The 19,657-nt window shown below is 47.5% G+C and carries 20 protein-coding genes and 1 tRNA gene; 12 read left to right on the forward strand and 9 right to left on the reverse strand.

The features are described from left to right. Window positions 1-110 precede the first annotated feature (110 nt). The 3 genes from FSB84_RS06815 (at window position 111) to FSB84_RS06825 (ending at window position 1,711) form a co-directional block, all read left to right on the forward strand. Window positions 111-380 carry a hypothetical protein gene (locus FSB84_RS06815; protein ID WP_130542275.1) on the forward strand — a complete coding sequence of 90 codons (270 nt, stop codon included), beginning with the start codon at window positions 111-113 and terminating at the stop codon, window positions 378-380. Between the two features lie 86 nt (window positions 381-466). Further along, a complete protein-coding gene (locus tag FSB84_RS06820) occupies window positions 467-1,153 on the forward strand; it encodes a hypothetical protein (RefSeq protein WP_130542274.1) in 687 nt (228 codons plus the stop codon). A 21-nt stretch (window positions 1,154-1,174) separates the two neighbouring features. Next, on the forward strand, window positions 1,175-1,711 hold the full coding sequence (locus FSB84_RS06825; protein ID WP_130542273.1) for an NUDIX hydrolase: 537 nt from the start codon (window positions 1,175-1,177) through the stop codon (window positions 1,709-1,711). A gap of 1 nt (window position 1,712) precedes the next feature. On the opposite strand, the gene FSB84_RS06830 is transcribed toward FSB84_RS06825, so the two are convergent. The 4 genes from FSB84_RS06830 to FSB84_RS06845 are packed head-to-tail and all read right to left on the reverse strand — an operon-like array spanning window position 1,713 to window position 4,915. After that, window positions 1,713-2,612 carry a toprim domain-containing protein gene (locus FSB84_RS06830; RefSeq protein WP_130542272.1) on the reverse strand — a complete coding sequence of 300 codons (900 nt, stop codon included), beginning with the start codon at window positions 2,610-2,612 and terminating at the stop codon, window positions 1,713-1,715. A 35-nt stretch (window positions 2,613-2,647) separates the two neighbouring features. Further along, on the reverse strand, window positions 2,648-3,865 hold the full coding sequence (locus tag FSB84_RS06835) for an NAD(P)/FAD-dependent oxidoreductase (RefSeq protein WP_130542271.1): 1,218 nt from the start codon (window positions 3,863-3,865) through the stop codon (window positions 2,648-2,650). Window positions 3,866-3,908: 43 nt separating this feature from the next. After that, a complete protein-coding gene (locus tag FSB84_RS06840; protein ID WP_130542270.1) occupies window positions 3,909-4,436 on the reverse strand; it encodes a class I SAM-dependent methyltransferase in 528 nt (175 codons plus the stop codon). Further along, a complete protein-coding gene (locus FSB84_RS06845) occupies window positions 4,421-4,915 on the reverse strand; it encodes a GNAT family N-acetyltransferase (RefSeq protein ID WP_130542269.1) in 495 nt (164 codons plus the stop codon). The genes FSB84_RS06840 and FSB84_RS06845 overlap by 16 nt, the downstream gene beginning before the upstream one ends. A 431-nt stretch (window positions 4,916-5,346) precedes the next feature. Here FSB84_RS06845 and FSB84_RS06850 point away from each other — a divergent pair, with 431 nt between their 5' ends. Further along, a complete protein-coding gene (locus FSB84_RS06850; protein ID WP_130542268.1) occupies window positions 5,347-5,754 on the forward strand; it encodes a TylF/MycF/NovP-related O-methyltransferase in 408 nt (135 codons plus the stop codon). Between the two features lie 323 nt (window positions 5,755-6,077). Here FSB84_RS06850 and FSB84_RS06855 read toward each other — a convergent pair. From FSB84_RS06855 to recQ, 3 genes are all read right to left on the reverse strand, one after another. Further along, window positions 6,078-6,150, reverse strand: a tRNA-Phe gene (locus tag FSB84_RS06855). Between the two features lie 115 nt (window positions 6,151-6,265). Further along, window positions 6,266-6,418 carry a hypothetical protein gene (locus tag FSB84_RS30635; RefSeq protein WP_158643802.1) on the reverse strand — a complete coding sequence of 51 codons (153 nt, stop codon included), beginning with the start codon at window positions 6,416-6,418 and terminating at the stop codon, window positions 6,266-6,268. A gap of 50 nt (window positions 6,419-6,468) precedes the next feature. Continuing rightward, the gene (gene recQ, locus FSB84_RS06860; protein ID WP_130542267.1) at window positions 6,469-8,766 is read right to left on the reverse strand and encodes a DNA helicase RecQ; all 2,298 of its coding nucleotides are present in this window, start codon (window positions 8,764-8,766) and stop codon (window positions 6,469-6,471) included. A gap of 371 nt (window positions 8,767-9,137) precedes the next feature. On the opposite strand from recQ, the gene FSB84_RS06865 reads away from it, so the two are divergent. From FSB84_RS06865 to FSB84_RS06890, 6 genes are read left to right on the forward strand one after another with little or no spacing between them, the layout of a single operon-like run. Next, window positions 9,138-10,112, forward strand: coding sequence for a KpsF/GutQ family sugar-phosphate isomerase (locus tag FSB84_RS06865; protein ID WP_130542266.1), 975 nt, complete (start codon window positions 9,138-9,140; stop codon window positions 10,110-10,112). Window positions 10,113-10,130: 18 nt separating this feature from the next. Further along, complete coding sequence (locus FSB84_RS06870) at window positions 10,131-11,213, forward strand: mannose-1-phosphate guanylyltransferase (RefSeq protein WP_130542265.1); 1,083 nt, start codon at window positions 10,131-10,133, stop codon at window positions 11,211-11,213. Window position 11,214: 1 nt separating this feature from the next. Next, window positions 11,215-11,931: a 3'-5' exonuclease gene (locus FSB84_RS06875; RefSeq protein WP_130542264.1), complete on the forward strand. Its 717-nt coding sequence runs from the start codon at window positions 11,215-11,217 to the stop codon at window positions 11,929-11,931. 2 nt (window positions 11,932-11,933) lie between these two features. Beyond that, window positions 11,934-12,320, forward strand: coding sequence for a RidA family protein (locus FSB84_RS06880; RefSeq protein ID WP_192909901.1), 387 nt, complete (start codon window positions 11,934-11,936; stop codon window positions 12,318-12,320). A 9-nt stretch (window positions 12,321-12,329) separates the two neighbouring features. Next, window positions 12,330-12,683 (forward strand): MmcQ/YjbR family DNA-binding protein, encoded by a 354-nt coding sequence (locus FSB84_RS06885; protein WP_130542262.1) that lies wholly within the window; start codon window positions 12,330-12,332, stop codon window positions 12,681-12,683. A 16-nt stretch (window positions 12,684-12,699) separates the two neighbouring features. After that, the gene (locus FSB84_RS06890) at window positions 12,700-13,863 is read left to right on the forward strand and encodes a methionine aminotransferase (protein WP_130542261.1); all 1,164 of its coding nucleotides are present in this window, start codon (window positions 12,700-12,702) and stop codon (window positions 13,861-13,863) included. Here the strand turns inward: FSB84_RS06890 and FSB84_RS06895 are convergent. Then, window positions 13,860-14,399, reverse strand: a complete 540-nt coding sequence (locus FSB84_RS06895; RefSeq protein WP_130542260.1) for a hypothetical protein — start codon at window positions 14,397-14,399, stop codon at window positions 13,860-13,862. The genes FSB84_RS06890 and FSB84_RS06895 overlap by 4 nt on opposite strands. Before the next feature lie 157 nt (window positions 14,400-14,556). On the opposite strand from FSB84_RS06895, the gene FSB84_RS06900 reads away from it, so the two are divergent. Beyond that, on the forward strand, window positions 14,557-15,699 hold the full coding sequence (locus tag FSB84_RS06900; protein WP_130542259.1) for a hypothetical protein: 1,143 nt from the start codon (window positions 14,557-14,559) through the stop codon (window positions 15,697-15,699). A gap of 58 nt (window positions 15,700-15,757) precedes the next feature. Here FSB84_RS06900 and feoB read toward each other — a convergent pair whose 3' ends face one another. Continuing rightward, a complete protein-coding gene (gene feoB, locus FSB84_RS06905) occupies window positions 15,758-17,890 on the reverse strand; it encodes a ferrous iron transport protein B (RefSeq protein WP_130542258.1) in 2,133 nt (710 codons plus the stop codon). A 208-nt stretch (window positions 17,891-18,098) separates the two neighbouring features. Between feoB and asnS the strand changes: the two genes are divergently transcribed. After that, entirely contained in the window at window positions 18,099-19,535 is a 1,437-nt protein-coding gene (gene asnS, locus FSB84_RS06910; RefSeq protein WP_130542257.1) for an asparagine--tRNA ligase, read from the forward strand. Window positions 19,536-19,657 lie beyond the last annotated feature (122 nt).

The raw sequence follows: 19,657 nt of genomic DNA on the forward strand, positions 1-19,657 counted from the left end.
GATCATTAAGATGAAATTAAAATGGACTGTCATGCTTTAAAACTGGCACGTCCCGGCACGACTATTGAAAATAATTACCTGTATTCATTGATCTATAAAAGGAGGTTTATATGAAAAACAGGAAAGTAAAAACAAGTACACAGACATTTGATATTGTGTTCGAAGGCCAGCCTGTAACCGTGAACGCAACGATGTATGAGACGCACAATACTGAAGCAAGGTATCGTGTAAGCATCAACGGTAGCCCCGTTTATATTTTCGGATGGGACTCCCAAAAGAACCGCCTGGCGGCCATCGACAGCGGAAACGCTGTAATGGCAATGCCTCCACTGGTGGAAGCAGCGATCGGGCAGGAACTCTACAATAAAATGGCGGCGTAAGAATTTGTGAAGACTGTGTCTCCCGGGAGGGTGTATGGATTTCCATGCACCCTTTTTGTTTATTTTTGAAGAAATAAGCCTTTTCCATGAAACTACCTGAATTTGAAGGAAAACTTGCTGATCTGGATGATGAAGCGGTAGAGGAATGTGTTCTGGCCGGCATCCGGTCATTTGGGCATCAATTCACGCAGGAAGAACTTTCTCAATTGGAGACTCTCGGAGATTTCTATAACCTGGTAGAAAGCAAATTCGCCAAGAGGCATTCTCCCGAATGCACCAGTCAACAAGCTTTCTACAAGTTGAGACAATGCATAGCAGATATACTTAAGATCGATAAGAACAGCATAACTCCATCTTCCTCCCTGGAAGAATTGTTTCCCCGAAAGATAAGATGGAGGAAAATGAAACAACTAAGGCAACATATGGGCATTAAGGCCCGGTTGCTGGAAATGAAGGGGTGGCTGCGTTCATTATTCGCGTTTTCTATTGTTGCATCCCTGGTGATGTTATTCTTTAGCTGGATACCCGCAATGATAGCATTGGTTTCCCTGATTCTGTTGAATAGAATTACAGCTATTTTTAATAATGAGCTTAGTTATCCTAATCTAAGGGAACTGGCTGAGTACCTTGCCATATTTGAGTATGCTGCAGTGCGGAGGGATCCGGAAACCGCCAATCTGTATGAAGTGCGTGCTGTGATCAACCAGGTATTCATCAGGCGCGAACAATTGAAGATGGAGCATCTTACTCCAGAACAGAAACTGATACAATAATCCTAAAATCGAATTCTATACATGATCCGAAGTAATATCCTGGAGCTGTTGCTGGCGCATCGTACAGATGATCAACTGGAAAATGAAATGCTGCAGGATACGATCAGATTCATCCGTCAACACCCTGATTGTTTTGAACGCTCCCTGCTGGTTGGTCACGTTACCGGTTCTGCATGGATCGTGAACAAAGAAGGCACTCATACTTTAATGCTGCATCATAAAAAACTGGACAAATGGTTTCAGCCCGGCGGACATTGCGATGGTGATCCCAACGTGATGGCAGTTGCGGCCAAAGAAGCATTTGAGGAAACAGGCATCGGGGTGCGGCCGATCTCCAATGCAGTATTTGATGTGGACCACCATGTGATACCCGAAAGAAAAGGAGTTCCCGAACATATACATTTCGATATCCGCTTCTTCTTTGAAGCAGACAAAACTACTGATGAGCTTCCGTCCAATCCCGAAGCTAATGCTGTCAGATGGATACCCCTGGAAAAAGTGGAAGAATATAATAATACTCCGTCTATTATGCGACTGGTGAAGAAATGCATGCAATGATCTATGCGATCAGGTGGACCAACCAGTCATTCACATCTTCATAATCTGCGTAAGGGCTGTTCATGGCGGTATGCTGTAAGGGAGGATGTTCTTCACAGAATTTTTTTACGGCTTCTGTGGCTTTATGCCCTGTATCATCATTATCGAACCAGGTATACACGAATTTATAGTGCTGCTGCAAAAGCAGTGGCAGCGCCTGTTTGAGCAAGCTGGCCGAGTTCAGTACAATCACATTGTCGTTAAGCCTGGGTTTGTCTTCAATAACCAGCATGGATAAGAAGTCCATAAAGCCTTCGAAGAGATGCACTCCTTCTGCTTCCGGTGTTTTACCTCTGAGGGTGGTGATGGATTTGTGACCTATACAACCTTTGAAAGTACGTGTGCGGTTCTCGTATCCACCGGCATTATTCTTGAAACCGATGGAACGGATATAGTTTCCCGTTTCATGGTCCAGCAATTTTATTTCGCGCAGGTATAGCTGCGCCAGCTCAAGGGGAATACCTCTTTCTTCGAGATAATCGATCAGCATTTTCGAGCGGAGCTTTGAGGTGGATACAAGTTCAATGCGTTTTGTTTCTTCCTGCTCTGCTGTTTGAATATATGGTTTAACCGAGGGTTGGATACCGGAAAGGCCGCCCAGCCATTTTAGTGCGTCCGGATAGGAATGAGGCTGGCCCTGGCTTTGAAGCCATGCTTTAGTGAACTTGATGATACCGCCACCCTTACCGGAACCGAAATCATACCAGACATTGCGCTTAAGGTTAACCGTGAAACTGGCTGTTTTTTCTGCGCGTAACGGAGAAAGGTACCAATGGTCCTTTGTGGTTTTTTTGGTAGGAAGATGACCGAGTTTTTCAAGCACATCGGTAATGGCTATCGTTATTGCCTGCTCGAAGTTCATGCCATACTAAGTTACGGAAACAGGATTCCATAATTCTACTTTTTCTGAAACCGGTAAAGGTCTTCATCCGGTTCTTTTTTCCCCGAAATAAAATTGCGGATCATCTCTGCGCCAAGCCGGCTCCAGGTAATGCCATTGCCACCAAAGGCCATCACTGCAAAGCAATTGTATAGTCCAGGCACTTTTCCGATCATTGGAAGTCCTGTGGGCGTTACTCCAAAAGCGCCGCTCCAGGCATAATCGGCGCGGGTATCAGCTCCTGGAAGGAGTTTGGATAATTTTTTTTGAAGCACCGGAATCTTTTCCTTGTTGAGAGTGTTGCGTTTTTCTTCATCACTGAATTCTTCGTCTTCTCCTCCACAGATGATACGGCCGTCCGGAGCAGTGCGGAGGTAGAGATATGGATCGGCGGCCTGCCAGATGATGGGAAGGTTCTTTATAAGGGAAGATGGTTGCCTTGAGGTGGCGATCGCCCAGGTTGAATAGATGCTGAAGTGTTGGTCCCTGAGTTGTTCCGGCACTTCATAGCCCGTGGTGAAGATCGCATATCGTGCAGTAACAGTAAATCCATAACTGGTTTCCAGATACACGCGGCGCGGACTGGTTGTGATATCACGAACAGTTACCGGAGAATAGATCTGTGCGCGTCTTTTCATCGCCTCTAAGAGAAATCCATTGCTGAGGAGATATGGATGAGCCGAATAATTGTGATATGATCTGAGTGCGGCCGTAGCATGCAGTCCGTATTGGTCCAGGAGGGTTTTTCTTTTGATGAGCTCTGTTTGAAGTCCGATCTGGTTTCGCAATTCCAGTTCTTTGGAGAGTGCCGCAGCGTTCAATACATTACCATTGAGATAAAGGCTCTGCTGAAGTCTAAGGCCACAGCGGATGCCGAGCATTTTGATTCGTACCGCCAATCCTTCCAGGCATAATTTTGATCTCCGCCAGGCGCGGGCTGCATTATCGAATCCTATTTGCGGGATCAGGCGGGTCAATGGCTGGTCAATTTCGAATTGCAATAGAGCGGTAGTGGCCATGGTGGACCCATGTCCCGGGAATCTTTTATCCAGCACAACAACTTTGAAACCGGCACTGGCAAGCTCTTCAGCCATCATGGCTCCGCTGATGCCTGCTCCGATGATGGCCACATCCGTACGGAGATCTTTCCGGATCACGTCAACGGATAATTGTTTGGAAGGATGATCCGCCCAAAGCGGGTTTCCGAAATGAAGATCCTTTTCCGAAGTGATCATTGGGATGGTTTTACAAATCACATTAAAAAGGATACCAGGGCTACTAATGAACAGTGGCGATCAGGGCGAAGGAACGTACAGGCTCTTTGTTTTCCACCAGGCTCCGGTAAATTTTGAAACCATTGCTGGTAAGCATGTCTTCGATCTTCTTCTTCAATTGCAGATCAATACCGGAAGGTGTTTGATAGAACACGAACAGTTTGCCGTGGGCGGTCAGCAGTTTTTGGATCAGGGCAAGCTCGTCTTCCGTATTCTTCCAGAAAAAATTGACATTGAAGGCAACGAACTTGTTGAAAGGTTGACGGAACCTGGCCTCTGCAAATGATTTGGTCAACAGGGATAGTTTGCCGTTGCTGATGGCTGCCTGGTTTCTTTTTTCCGCTTTACGGATCATGGAAGCCGAGCTATCGATAGCCGTCAGTTTGCCTTTGTGAAGTGATGCTGTGATCAGTTCAGCCAGCAGTCCTGCGCCACATCCTATTTCCAGGATATGATCATCAGCTGCGGGAGCAATGATCGCAGCCGCCCATTCAAAGCGGTTGACAGCGGGAATGATTATTTCTTTTGCCATTTCATATCATATCGATCCATGCCCGGGGCATAGGAATCCTTTGTGATTTTTTCTATAACAAAACCGTGCCGCTCGAAGAACGGGTAAGAATGCTGGGTAGTATCCAGCCACAAAACAGCGGTGGGATATAATTCAGCGACCTTGTTCAGCCGGTGATAGAGTAAGGCGCTTCCGATGCCCTTCCTGTGATAACTGTTATGAACCAGTCCCCATGCCAGTGTAGCCTGATTCGTTGCCGGGTTATAGCCGAAGCCTCCGCAGGCAATCACTTCATTTTGCAGCAGGGCTACGTAATAACGGTTCTCTTCGTCCGGGTAGAGTTCTTTGGAGCCTTCGAGGTAATCGAGCCAATCATCGAATTGTCTGACCTCGTCTGTAGTAAAGTATTTGGGGATATTGCTGGCAAAAGCATCCACGCAGCCTTTCCTGTATGCCGGGACATACGGAAGAATTGAGATATCATAGGAGGCGGTTGTCATTTTATGGCAGATTGAATTATTGCTAATGGAAAATCCGGGAAAAAGTTCACAAGAGGGGCAGGAATTATATGAATGGATTTGCGACTGGATATATTATTTTAGAGTAACCCCATTGCGATGAATGCTGTATGCATCCTGGTGGCGACTGCGCTTTAAATGCCGCCAATTACCAACACTAAGGGCCTTATATGATTAAGGACGGCCCAACCCCAGGGATTTTTTGCCTGATTTTTGCAGGATAATTACACGATTATGGCGGGAGTTAGGTAAACGGGCAATATGCCGAATATGATGAGTGCCACAAAAGATGGTTTACAGAAAAATAGAAATTATTCCTGGTATTGCGTAATTCCGAATTTGTTCGATAACTACATATTTCAGTTATTTTGTGTGTCATTTTCTGGGCCAACTCACGGCTTTGAAATACTCTTATGATTAAATCTATAACCAAAGGTATCAACCTGTTGTTTGGGGACACTTTGCAGAAAAACAAAGTGTTTATTAGTAATTCGCTGGAATTCTTACACCGTGAGCGAACCCTGGATAAGAATTACTTTGACTATGTGCGACTGGCTGCACTGGAGCTGATCTGTTTTGAGATCAGGAATAAGAAACTGCAGGGAAATGTGGCAGAACTAGGCGTTTACAAAGGAAAATTCGCCAGGTATATCAACCAGTATTTTTCTGATCGCACGCTGTATCTCTTCGATACGTTTGAAGGCTTTCATGCGTCTGATGTAAAGAAAGAAAAGAAGGAAGGGTTTTCCAGCGGGGAACAAAATTTTTCAGACACATCCGTTGAAGCGGTGTTGAAACAAATGCCGTCTCCCAATCAGTAGTTGTGCCCGCTAAAGAACCGTTTCAACCATCTGAGTGGGGAGCATCGCTTGTGAGTTTCAATAAGCTGGCAAACCAAAAAGGGTATTCGCTGGTAGCCACTAATCAGGAAGGATTCAATGCATTTTTTATGCGGAATGATTGTTTGGCTTTATCGGGGCTTCAGGTATTGGATATTGCGAGGGTCCTGAAAACAGGTCATATCAGAAGCTCCTTCTATTCTCAGGATATTATGAAACCGTTGTTGGAGATCAACAGGTCTTAGTTAAAATTCTTGTGTATGAACATAAAAAAAGCGACTACAATTCTGTAATCGCTTTTTCTGTGGTGTGGGGCGGGATCGAACCGCCGACACAAGGATTTTCAGTCCTTTGCTCTACCGACTGAGCTACCGCACCATTATTTCAAATTCAAAGTTTAAAATCATCCCCCTATTCTTTCTACCCCTTTGAATTCCCCGTTCGGGGCTGCAAAAATAGGGGGATTCATTTTAATAACCTGAAAATAATTGAATTATTTCTTCCCTTTTTCTGCTTTGCTTTTTCTTTTCAAATCGGCCCTATGTGCCCGCTCATAAGTCTGGATATCTACAAAGCGGCCTTTCTCATCCCGGACCGCGTATAACTTTTTTCCCGCAACACTGCGATGGGTGGTTCTCTTTGTCATAGGTGATAGTTTTAATATCCCTTAAGTTACGACAAATATTAATATATCACTTACATCCCGTACTGCGCAAGGAACTTGATACGCATGATCTTCAGCTGTTCCCAGTTGAAATTGCCATCAGACAATTCCTGCTGCGCCACCTGCAATGAAGAGGTCTCACATCCTTTGAAGTATTCCAGGATATCTTCCTGCTCGTGCTCATCAAGCATTTCATCGATGGCATAGTCGAGGTTCAGTTTGGTTCCGCTCGCTGCGATGGTCTCCATCTCTTCCAGCATCTCGTCCATTCTCCATCCTTTGTTCTTGGCGATGGTTTCCAGCGGGATCCTCTTATCTGTCTGTTGAATGATATAAACTTTGTTACCGCTCTTGTTCACCACACTCTTCATCACAAAATCATCCGGGCGTTCGATATTGTTTTCTTCAACATACTTCGCTACCATTTCAATGAAGGGCTTACCATACCGCATGGCTTTTCCCTTGCTCACACCAGAACATTTTTCAAGTTCCTGTGTGTTGGTTGGATACAGCGTTGCCATATCCTGCAGTGAAGTTTCGAGGAAGATCACGAAAGGAGGCAGTTGTTTTTTCTTTGCTTCTTTCTGACGGAGCTCTTTCAACATCTCGAACAACTTCTCATCAACTGCGGTGCCTACAGCTGTTTCAGCGCCGCCTTCTTCATCGTCTGCATTCGCTTCTTCATAAAGGTTATTGAGAACGATGGGGAAGGATTTCGGTTTCTTCAGGAAGGCCTCTCCTGCTTTGGTGATCTTCAGTACGCCATAGTCTTCGATCTCTTTGCTGAGCAATCCGCCTAGCAACATCTGCCGGATAAGTGAACCCCAGTAATGATCGGGCTCATCTTTTCCAATGCCGAACTCGGCGATGCCTTCATGACGGAACATCGTGATATTGGGCGTAAGCCTTCCGATCAGGATATTCACTGTATAGTCTGTAGCAAATCGTTCATCGAGCCCTCTGATGGCTTTCAGCACTTTCACTGCATTGTCTTTTGCTTCTACCTGTTCTTTCGGGTGCAGACAGTTGTCGCACTCTCCACAGTTCTTCGTCGTATAGTCTTCACCGAAATAGCTCATGAGTACTTTACGGCGACAAACGCCACTCTCGGCGTATGCTACGGTTTCGTTGATGAGCTGTGCGCCAACTTCGCGTTCGCTGAGTGGCTTGTCGCGCATCAGGTGTTCTAGCTTGGCTACATCTTTATGAGAATAGTAGAGTATACATTTTCCTTCGAGGCCATCGCGGCCTGCTCGGCCTGTTTCCTGGTAGTAGTTCTCGATGCTCTTGGGGATATTGTAGTGGATCACGAAACGGATATCGGGTTTATCGATACCCATTCCGAATGCGATGGTGGCTACAATTACCTGCACGTCTTCATTCAGGAACATGTCCTGGCGTTCGGCGCGGAGTTTGGAATCGAGGCCTGCGTGATAAGCAACAGCTTTGATGCCGTTGGCCACCAGCATGTCTGCCAGTTCTTCCGTGGTCTTGCGGTTGAGAGTATAGATGATACCGCTTTTGTCTTTCATCTGCACGATGAAGCGCACGATGTTTTTGAGGGTCTGGTCTTTTTTGATCTTTGGCTGGATCTCATAATAGAGATTGGGCCTGTTGAAGGAGGAGATGAACACATTGGGTTCCTGGAGCCCGAGGTTCTGGATGATATCGCTTTTCACTTTCGGGGTAGCCGTGGCCGTGAGGGCGATAACGGGGATGTCCGGATTGATCTGCGTCATCATTTCGCGGAGTCGGCGGTATTCCGGGCGGAAGTCGTGACCCCACTCGGAGATACAATGCGCTTCGTCCACTGCGAAGAAAGATAATTTGAGGTCGGCGAAGAATTCGAGGTTCTCCTGTTTGGTGAGCGTTTCAGGCGCAACATACAACATTTTGGTGCGTCCGCTCTGGAGGTCGTCCTGAACGGTGCGGATCTCTTTCTTGCTTAAGGTGGAGTTGAGGAAGTGTGCTACATCGTCTTTACTGCTGTAGCTGCGGACCAGGTCTACCTGGTTTTTCATCAGGGCGATGAGGGGGCTTACAATGATGGCCACACCCGGGCTGATGATTGCCGGAAGCTGGTAACACAAACTCTTACCACCTCCGGTGGGTTTAATTACGAATGTATCTTTTCCGCTGAGTAAGCTTTGAATGATGGCTTCCTGATTGCCTTTGAATGCATCGAACCCGAAATGTTCCTGTAATGCTTCATGGAGAGATGCACTGGTGGGAGCTACATTTTTTGCAGAGCCGTTAGTGGGTGATCCGGTTGCGGTTTTTGTTCCTTTAGCCGTTTTGGCTGTGGACGTTTTTTTGGTCGTTGTTGCCATGCTCGTAAAATTTCCTTCACACAAATTGTTTCAACAATACCTGCTACTATCAGTTATATATTATTGTTGTGGTCGAACTTTGATCAATAGATTTATTCACCAATCTCAGGTGTTGAATAGGAAAAGGACCTTTCTCACGCTACTGCCGCGCAATAGAACCTGGTCTCATGTGGCTAACCCCGTTAAGGGTGGTTGTTAGTTTGGTTCAGGCGAAGTCCCGGTTAGATGGACTGGTATTAATTAAGGGTTGCGAATTTACTTTAAATTAATGGTTATGCAAATGATTTAACAGTATTGTTTCAACAATTCGCCCTGTATTGCATTTACTTAAATTCACACTATATTTCCGTAGGTTTGCGCCTAATTGAATTATGAACGCTGTGTCTTCTATTGATATTAAATCACTTGCGCTGAAAACCATTCAGCAGGAGGCCGATGCTATCAACGCATTGAGGTCAATGATCGATGATCAGTTCGAAAAGGCCGTTCAGGCCATCCAGCACACGAAAGGAAGATTGGTAATCAGTGGAATAGGGAAATCTGCCATCATCGCTCAAAAGATCGTGGCCACCCTGAATTCCACAGGCACTCCAGCCATCTTTTTACACGCCGCAGACGCCATTCACGGCGATCTCGGAATGGTACAGCAGCAGGATGTGGTGATGGTGATCAGCAAAAGCGGCGAAAGCCCCGAGATCAAAGTACTGATACCATTGATCCGCAATTTCGGCAATACCATCATCGGTATGGTCGGCAATATGCATTCCTTCCTGGCCAAAAACTCGAACATCGTTCTCAATACAACCGTTTCGCAGGAAGCCTGTCCAAATAACCTGGCCCCCACTTCCAGCACCACCGCTCAGCTGGTGATGGGAGATGCGATGGCTGTGGTGTTGATGGAACTGAAAGGATTCGGCTCCGATGATTTTGCCAGGTTCCATCCCGGTGGAACATTGGGCAAGAAACTCTACCTCCGCGTGGCCGATCTGTATACACAAAACGAAAAACCGGCAGTGCTGGCCAATGCAACACTCAAGGAAGTGATCGTGGAGATCAGCCGCAAGCGCCTTGGGGTAACAGCAGTTACCAACGATCAGCAGCAACTGCTGGGCATCATCACTGATGGCGACCTTCGCAGAATGCTGGAAAAAAGCGTAACATTGGATAGCGTAACTGCTTCCGAGATCATGACTGTTCATCCGAAAACGATCGCCCCGGATGCACTGGCCATCGAAGCGCTGGACCTGCTCCGGCAATATGATATTACCCAGCTGGTAGTATCCTCCGAAAACCAATACCTGGGAATTATTCATTTACACGACCTCGTGAGAGAGGGCCTGATTTAGCGAGTACAACTTTTCACAATGAACAAACATCATTACGTAGTGATCATGGCGGGTGGCATTGGAAGCCGCTTCTGGCCTATGAGCCGCAGCAACTACCCGAAACAGTTCCTCGATATTCTCGGTACCGGTAAAACACTTATCCAGTCTACCTTCGAGCGATTTGCTGCTTTCATTCCGCAGGAAAATATTTATGTGGTCACCTCCGCAGAATATGTGAACATCGTGAAGCATCAGCTGCCTGAGCTCCCCCTGCAGAACATACTCGGTGAGCCATCCCGGAAGAATACCGCTCCCTGTATCGCATACATCTCTTTCAAGTTATATCAGATGGATCCCAATGCCACCATGATAGTGGCGCCTGCGGACCATCTCATCCTGGATAATATCGCTTTCAACAAAGTTTGCCTGGAAGCCCTCAGCTTTGTGACCAAACACAATGCGCTGATCACGCTTGGCATCAAGCCAACCTATCCCAATACAGGTTACGGCTATATCCAGTATGAACAGCACGAAGTGTCTGACAATGTGTACAAGGTGAAAACCTTTACTGAAAAGCCCAACCTTGAACTGGCAAAAGCCTTCATGGCCAGTGGCGAATTCCTCTGGAATGCCGGCATCTTTGTTTGGCAGGTAAAGAATATCATTTCTGCTTTCGAGAAATATCTTCCCGAAATGTATGAAGTGTTCCTCGCTGAAAAGGCCCGCTTCAATACTCCGGAAGAACATGCTGCATTGCTGGAGATCTATCCGCTCTGCACCAATATCAGCATAGACTTCGGTATCATGGAAAAAGCGGATAACGTTTACCTCATCCCGGCCTCTTTCGGCTGGAGCGATCTCGGAACCTGGAACAGCGCTTACGAAAACCTTGAAAAAGATTATCTCGGCAACGCTGTTGCCGGTAATGAAGTGATGGTCTTCGATTCCCACAACAATATGGTACATGCTCAGAAAGACAAACTGGTATTGCTGCAGGGCATGGAAGATTTTATTGTTGTAGACACCGATGATGTGTTGCTCATCTGCAAAAAAGAAAAAGAACAGGAGATCAAAGAGTACGTTGCCGAAGTAAAAAGAAACAAGGGCGATAAATACCTGTAATATGATCCCACTCAACAATATTCTTTTCCTCGATATCGAAACTGTTTCTCAGTACGCCACTTACGATGAAGTACCGGAAACATGGAAGGAGCTGTGGACCGCCAAAAGCGCCTTCCTGCTGCGGGGAAAAGAAGATGAAACAGTGGAATCCGTTTACGGCAAATCCGCCATCTATGCGGAATTCGGAAAGGTCGTCTGTATCAGTGTTGGCCTTATTCAGGGAAATAGCGAAGGAAAGAAACTGATCCTGAAATCATTTTTCGGGGACGATGAAAAACTCCTCCTGCTCCGCTTCTGCGAAATGCTCAAACGCTGGGCCATGGACAGCAACAAATATCTATGCGCCCACAACGGAAAGGAATTCGATTTTCCTTATCTCTGCCGCAGAATGATCATCAATGGTATGATCATCCCCCCCATTCTTAATACCGCCGGGAAAAAACCCTGGGAAGTGTCGCACCTCGATACGATGGAACTTTGGAAATTCGGGGATTTCAAGAACTATACTTCACTTAATTTGTTAGCACATACACTCGGTATCCCCACTCCAAAGGATGATATCGATGGCAAAATGGTGGGCGACGTATACTGGCGTCAGAAAGATATCCAGCGGATCGCTACCTATTGTCAGAAAGATGTGGTCACTGCCACCCAGGTTTACCTCCGCCTCCACAATGAGGCCATGATCCTGCCCGACAACATAGAAATCAAAGACTGATTATGCAAAGAACAAATTATTCTTCAGGAGCCAAATGGGAAGACATTGTAGGCTACAGCCGCGCCGTGCGCGTAGGTAATTTCATCGAGGTCACCGGAACCGTTGCCGTGGACGATAATGGCAAGGTAGTGGGCGATAACAACCCTTACCAACAAACGAAATACGCTTACCAGAAAATAGAAAAAGTGCTCACCCAGGCCGGCGCCTCACTCAAAGATGTGGTACGGTGCCGCATGTTTGTAACGGATATCAAACGCTGGGAAGAATATGGCCGCGGCCATGCTGAATTCTTCAAAGACATCAAGCCCTGTTTGAGTATGATCGAAGTAAGCGCTCTTATTGAACCGGAATTTATGGTGGAGATCGAAGTGAGCGCCATCATTCCATAAATTCGCTGTATGAATATAGAATCTCTCAGAACCTACTGCCTGTCTAAACCGGCGGTAGAAGAGACCCTGCCCTTCGGGCCGGATACACTCGTATTCAAAGTGGTGGGAAAAGTTTTCCTGCTGACAGGCCTGGACAGTGACCCACTGAGCTTTAACGTGAAATGTGATCCGGACCTGGCCATCGAGCTCAGGGAAAGATATGATGCTGTACAACCGGGATATCATATGAATAAGAAACACTGGAATACTATAACAGTGGATGGATCGGTTTCAGGAAGACTCCTGAAAGAATGGATCGATCACAGTTATGAGCTTGTTGTGGATAGCCTGCCGGCCAAAGTGAAAGCGGAGCTGAAGAAGTAATATTAAATTTGTCCAAATGATCACTGTGAACAACCCTCTCGCCATTGATTCCAAACTGCCGGATATAGGCACTACCATCTTCACTGTTATGAGCGGCCTTGCGTCAAAGCATAATGCCGTGAATCTCGGACAGGGATTCCCGGACTTCCCCATGAGTGAAGAATTGACCGGGCTGGTGAATACCGCCATGAAAGACGGCTTCAACCAATACGCACCCGCTCCCGGCTGGATGCCGCTTCGCGAAGCCATCGCAGAAAAGATCTCCTTTCTTTACAACACCACCGTCGATCCCGATACCGAAATCACCATTACTCCCGGTGGCACTTATGCGATTTACACAGCGCTCACTACCGTATTGCAACCCGGCGACGAAGTGATCATCTTTGAACCGGCCTATGATAGCTATATTCCGAATGTAACTATCAACGGCGCGATCCCCGTTCTAATAGATCTTCAATTTCCGGACTATCGCATCAACTGGGAAGAAGTTAAAAAGAAGATCACACCGCGCACGCGTATGATCATGCTGAATACGCCGCATAATCCCACCGGATCTGTGTTGAGAGAAGATGATATCGAAGCACTGCGCGAAATAGTTCAGGACACCAATATCCTCATCCTTTCGGATGAAGTATACGAACATCTTATTTTCGATAATATCCCGCACCAGAGCATGCTCCGTTATCCGGACCTGCTGGAGCGCAGCTTTGTTTGCTTTTCTTTCGGGAAAGTTTATCACTGCACCGGCTGGAAGATGGGTTACTGTGTTGCGCCGTCTGCTCTGACCAAAGAATTCAGGAAAGTTCACCAGTTCAATTGTTTTTCCGCTCATACACCCTCACAGGTAGCATTAGCCGCTTTCCTGCAGAACCGGGAATCTTATTTATCGCTTGCCCCGGAAATGCAGCAGAAGCGCGATTATTTCCAGGACCTGATGTCGAAAACGAGATTTACGCCGTTGCCCAGTTATGGAAGCTACTTCCAGTGTTATCAGTACAACCGTATCAGTGATGAGGGCGATAAGGATTTTGCAATCCGTATCACCAAAGAATTCGGCATTGCTACCATCCCTGTTTCGGCCTTCTACCGGTCAGGCAAAGACGATAAAGTGATCCGTTTCTGCTTCGCGAAGAAAGAGTCCACGCTGGCGCAGGCCGCGGAAAGGCTGAGCAAGATCTAGTCAAGGTATTTTGCCGGGATCGGTAGTTGCGGGGTTTCGTTCTGCCAGAAGATAGTCACCACCCACCAGCGTGATCCATCATTCCATAATTGAATACTGTTGATGCCGCGCATGAAGGGCTTTTCGTCTGCCTTTGTTTTGCGGGATTCATAAGTACTGAACACGTGCACCACTGCTCCGAACTCTTCAACCGTACGATGGATCTCGGTTTCAAAGAAGCCCATCTTTTCCAGCACCGGACCGCTGGCGCTGATATAATCTTCCAGGCTCATCACTTTGCGGCCGGAACTGCCATCGGCCCTTTTGCCCGTGGGGATCAGCCGGGCTTCGGGAATGAAGAGCGTCCGCATCCTGTTCCAGTTCCTTTTCTGACCTGCCGGCCCGGAAATGACATCGTAAAGGGCAGTGAGGATCCCATTCATGGAACCTACATCTTTTGGGTCTGGCGCAATACTGTCTCTTACCGCATCGTTTTTTGCGTTGGCATGCAGTGCTCCGCCCAAAATCAGGACTATGGCAAAAAGGATTCTTTTCATAATATCGGTTTAGTTACGGAATCTATTAATTTGCCGGGTCATTTGAGCCTGAATTCATCTGGAAGGTGTTAAAGCCTTGTTGGGCTGCCGGATTTAAGAATCCAATAACAAGCCCGGAAGCATTTTGCCAGTCTCAATACTATAATACAACCCTGTTATGAACCGGATCTTTACCCTCATTTTCATTATTACTGTGCTGGCCGGCTGCGGCAGCACCAGGTTTCGTGCGCCGGTATCGGAAGACAAACCTCTGTTTGCCGCTATCAATGAACTGATCAAAAGGCCAGACAATGCCAAAGCGCAGAATGACCTCACCTATTTTTTCAACCAGGCGGTGACCCGCCACGAAGAAGCGGCTTCGGTGTATCGCAATAGCGCTGATCCCGCCCGCTGGGATAAATTATTGAAAGAGCTGAATGCGCTTCAGACCATTTACACCGCTACTCAGGCTATACCCAATGCTACCAGGTTCGTACAACCGAAGAACTACCTGGGCGAACTGGAGGCCACCCGTGAAAATGCTGCAGACTTCTACTGGCAGCAGGCAATGGACAATTTTGAAAAAGACGACAGGCAAAGCAGCTTGCTGGCATTCGATCTTTTCCGTAAGGCCAGTAGCTATGTGAACGGATATAAAGATGCGAACCGGCTCAGCCAGGAAGCCTGGGAGAACAGTATTGTGAATGTAGTGGTGTTGCCGGTGCAGGAGAATTATCCAACTTTCTTCCGCGAATGGGATCCCGGCGAGCGCTACAGGGCTGAATACTTCCAGGAGCAGCTGGTGAGGGAACTTGGCGGTAAGTCAGCCACCCATTACCCTGCCCGCTTCTTCACAGATATTGAAATGAGCAATGATTATGACAGGCCTGATTGGGAGCTGAGTGTGAAATGGGATTATGTTAACACCAGCACTACTACGCCATCCAGGGAAAAAAGGGAAGTGTCTAAGAATATCCTCGCAGGCAGGGACTCAACTGGTAAGCAGGTGTATATCCTGGTGAAAGCTACTATCACTACCACCACACGGTCTGTCAGTGCCAGAGGAAGGCTCGCGTATACCCTTACCGGCACTTATGACAGGAAATTGATAGATATCGGAAGCTCCAGCGATGAAGTAAGCTGGACGGAAACCTCCATCAGCTATACCGGCGATAAAAGAGCGCTGAGCGATGAAGAACTGAAGCTGATCAAGGCCCGCAGTTTTGATCGCGGCCCGTCCAAAACAGAAGTGATGGATGCGTTAGCCAGAAAAATGTTCCCTGAACTAAGACGAAAAATGGAAAGAACGTTATCAACATAAAATAAGAAAGGCGTATCACCGGATACGCCTTTCTTATTTTATGTGAATTCTGTTATTACTATTTGAAGAGCTGGAACACCAGCAAGCTCATGAAATAAGCCAGGGCCGTCATGTATGCCAGCTGGATCAGCGGCCATTTCCAGCTTTTGGTTTCACGCTTTACGATAGCGAGTGTACTCATGCACTGCATCGCAAAAACATAGAATACCATCAGGGAAAGACCTGTTGCCAACGTATAAACTTTTGTGCCGTCAGTCCTTTTGGCTGCATTGAGTTTTTCTGCGAGCGTGGCCTGGTCTGCATCATCGCCTCCTTCCACACTGTACAGGGTGGCCATCGTTCCAACAAATGCTTCACGCGCTGCAAAAGAAGTGATGAGTGCGATACCGATCTTCCAATCAAATCCCAGTGGTCTGATAGCCGGCTCGATGGCATGGCCCAGGATACCTGCATATGAATTGGCCAGCAGCGCAGAACTTTTCTGCTGTTCCAGTTCTGCAACTTTCAAAGAATCGGATTGGCTCTGTTCCATCAGCGTGCTGTACTCCTGCTCAACTGCGGCCATCTTTTCTCCCGGTCCGTAGGAGCTGAGCGCCCAAAGGATAAGCGAGATCACCAGGATCACCCTACCAGCTTCGAACACGAATATTTTTGCTTTGCTCACCATCGTTACCAGCGCATTCTTCCAGCGTGGTGCGCGGTAGGTGGGCAATTCAAGGATGAAGAAACTTTTCTCTTTGATATTGATGAACCATTTGGCAACCCAGGACACTACCAATGCCATCACCAGCCCAAGGAGATAGAGGGCCATCATCACCAGTCCCTGTAAGCTGAGGAAACCGAAATACAATTTGCCCGGAATTACGAGGGCAATAAGTATGGTGTACACCGGCAGGCGTGCACTACAGCTCATCAGTGGTGTAACCAGTATGGTGAGTAATCTTTCTTTTTTGTTCTCGATATTGCGGGCGCTCATGATGGCTGGAACGGCGCAGGCAAAGCCGCTGATCATAGGCATTACGCTCTTTCCGTTGAGGCCAACTTTGCGCATGAGCTTATCTGTGAGAAAGCTGATACGGGCCATGTAGCCGGTATCTTCCAATAAAGTGATCAGGCCGAAAAGGATCATGATCTGCGGGATAAAGATCACGATCCCGCCGATCCCTGCCAGCAGCCCATTGATGATGAGATCGCTCCACCAGGTGGCTGGCATCCATCCGCTCATCCAGCCTGTGAGAGCGGCAAAGCCCTGATCGATCCAGTCCATGGGATATCCGGCAAGCCAGAACACACTCTGGAAAAGAAGGAACAACACAGCCAGCAGGATCACATAACCCCAGCGACGATGGAGCAGGATATCATCCAGCTTTTCCGTGAGCAATGATTTTTCCAGCGGCGAAGGTTCAGTCACCGCCTGCTTCATGATATTGCCGATTCGCTGGTAACGCTGCAAAATTTCTTCTGCCTGCGTTTTGGTATGATTGAACTGGTTTTTTACTTCGATGGCTTCGATCTTTTCCTGCACCTGATCGTCCAGTAAGAAAGATTCGTGATTGATCAGGTAATGGATGGCCTTGTAATCGCTCATGCCGGGGATCAGCTCTTTCATGTGGCTCACCGCTTCGAGTGCCAGCCCTTCATTGTTGATGAAATCCCGGACAGGTGTTTTATACAGGTGCTGAGCCGTTTGTTCGATGGCTTTCTTCAGTTGCGGAATGCCCTTGTTCTTCCGGGGATTGATGGGGATCACAGGAACGCCGAGCTCGCGCTCCAGTTCCGGCACATCTATTTTAATACCCTTGGTTTTGGCAAGGTCCATCATGGAGAGGCCGATTACAACGGGGATCTTCAAATCGATGATCTGCGATGCAAAGAGCAGGTTACGTTTCAGGTTGCTGGCGTCTGCCACCAGCACCACCATATCGGGCGCGGCTACCTGCTTATCTTGTTGCATCAGCACGCGGTAAGCAACCCATTCATCTTCGCGCCGGGGGTACAGGCTGTACGTTCCGGGCAGATCGATGATGGTGGCTGAATATTCAGGAGAAATGGAAGTGTTTCCTGTTTTTTTGTCAACAGTAACGCCGGGAAAATTGCCCACTTTCTGGTTCAGGCCTGTCAGAACGTTGAACAGGGAGCTTTTGCCGCTATTGGGGTTACCTACTAATGCGATATTTATTGTTGCTTTCAAGACCTCTGGGTATGGTGCAAAACTGCAAATTTACCGAAATCATCCGCCCTTAATTTACGATATGAGTAAAATCATGAAGCTTTAATGGCCGCAATAACCGGATCAGACAGTAAAACACCATTCTTCCGCTTTGGTTTTGCGTCCTGCTGGTTATCTTTGCTACCCGCCTGCAAGAAGCAGGCTTTTTATTGATTAAATCTGCAGAATTATGTTTAACAAAAGAGTCAAGATCAAAGATCTGCTGGCTACCGATGCTACGGGCCAGGAAGTTACAGTAATGGGTTGGGTGCGTGGATTTCGCAACAATCAATTTATTGCCCTGAATGACGGCTCTACCAATAATAATCTGCAGGTTGTTGTGGAGCTGGGCATGCTGGACGAAACCACCCTTAAAAGGATCACCACTTCCGCGTCTATCAAAGTGACCGGCGAAGTTGTGCCTTCACTCGGAAAAGGACAAAAACTCGAACTGAAGGCCAAAACCTTCGAGATCCTGGGCGATAGTGACGCAGAAGCCTACCCGATCCAGCCAAAAAAACACAGCCTGGAATTCCTTCGCGAAAAAGCACATCTGCGTTTCAGGACCAACACATTCGGCGCGGTCTTCCGTGTTCGTCATACCCTGGCATTTGCCATTCACAAATTCTTTCATGAGAAAGGATTTGTGTACATGCACACGCCTATCATCACTGCCAGTGACGCAGAAGGCGCCGGTGAAATGTTCCGCGTTACCACCCTGCCTTTCGATAACCCTCCCCGCAACGAGGATGGAACCATCGATTTCAAAGAAGACTTCTTCGGCAAAAGCACCAACCTCACGGTGAGCGGACAGCTCGAAGGAGAGCTTGGCGCTACCGCCTTCGGCGAGATCTATACTTTCGGTCCCACCTTCAGGGCTGAAAACTCCAACACTGCCCGTCACCTGGCAGAGTTCTGGATGATCGAACCAGAAATGGCCTTCTGTGACCTGGAAGACAATATGAACCTGGCTGAAGAGTTCATCCGCTACATCATCAAATATGCGCTTGATCATAACCGTGAGGACATCGAGTTCCTGGCGCAACGCCTGGCCGATGAAGAGAAATCGCTTCCGCAAGACAAACGCAGTGAAATGGGACTGCTGGAAAAACTCGACTTTGTAGTGAACAACCAATTCGAGCGCATTACCTACACGGAAGCCATCGATATCCTCCTGCAATCACCTGCATACAAGAAGAAGAAATTCCAGTATGATGTGAAATGGGGGATCGATATGCAGAGTGAGCATGAACGTTACCTGGTAGAGAAACATTTCAAAAAACCAGTGATCGTAACCAACTATCCGAAAGACATCAAAGCGTTCTACATGCGCGTGAACGATGATGGCAAAACCGTAGCGGCGATGGACATCCTCGCTCCCGGCATCGGTGAGATCGTTGGTGGCTCGCAGCGTGAAGAGCGACTGGATGTGCTCACATCGAGAATGGCAGACATGCACGTACCTGTTGAAGAACTGAGCTGGTACCTGGACACACGCCGCTTCGGCACTGTGCCGCACGCCGGCTTCGGTCTTGGTTTCGAGCGACTGGTTCTCTTTGTTACCGGCATGACCAATATCCGCGACGTGATTGCATTCCCCCGCACGCCGAAGAACGCTGAATTTTAATTGTAAAAAGATAATAGTCTGTGAACCAGCCAGAAGGTTAGTTCCTCATAACAGAATGGGGCTGACCAAAAAGGTTAGCCCCATTTCTTTTGAAGCTAACCTTTTTGGTCAGCCCCTAAGTG

Source organism: Pseudobacter ginsenosidimutans, from assembly GCF_007970185.1.
Lineage (GTDB): Bacteria > Bacteroidota > Bacteroidia > Chitinophagales > Chitinophagaceae > Pseudobacter > Pseudobacter ginsenosidimutans.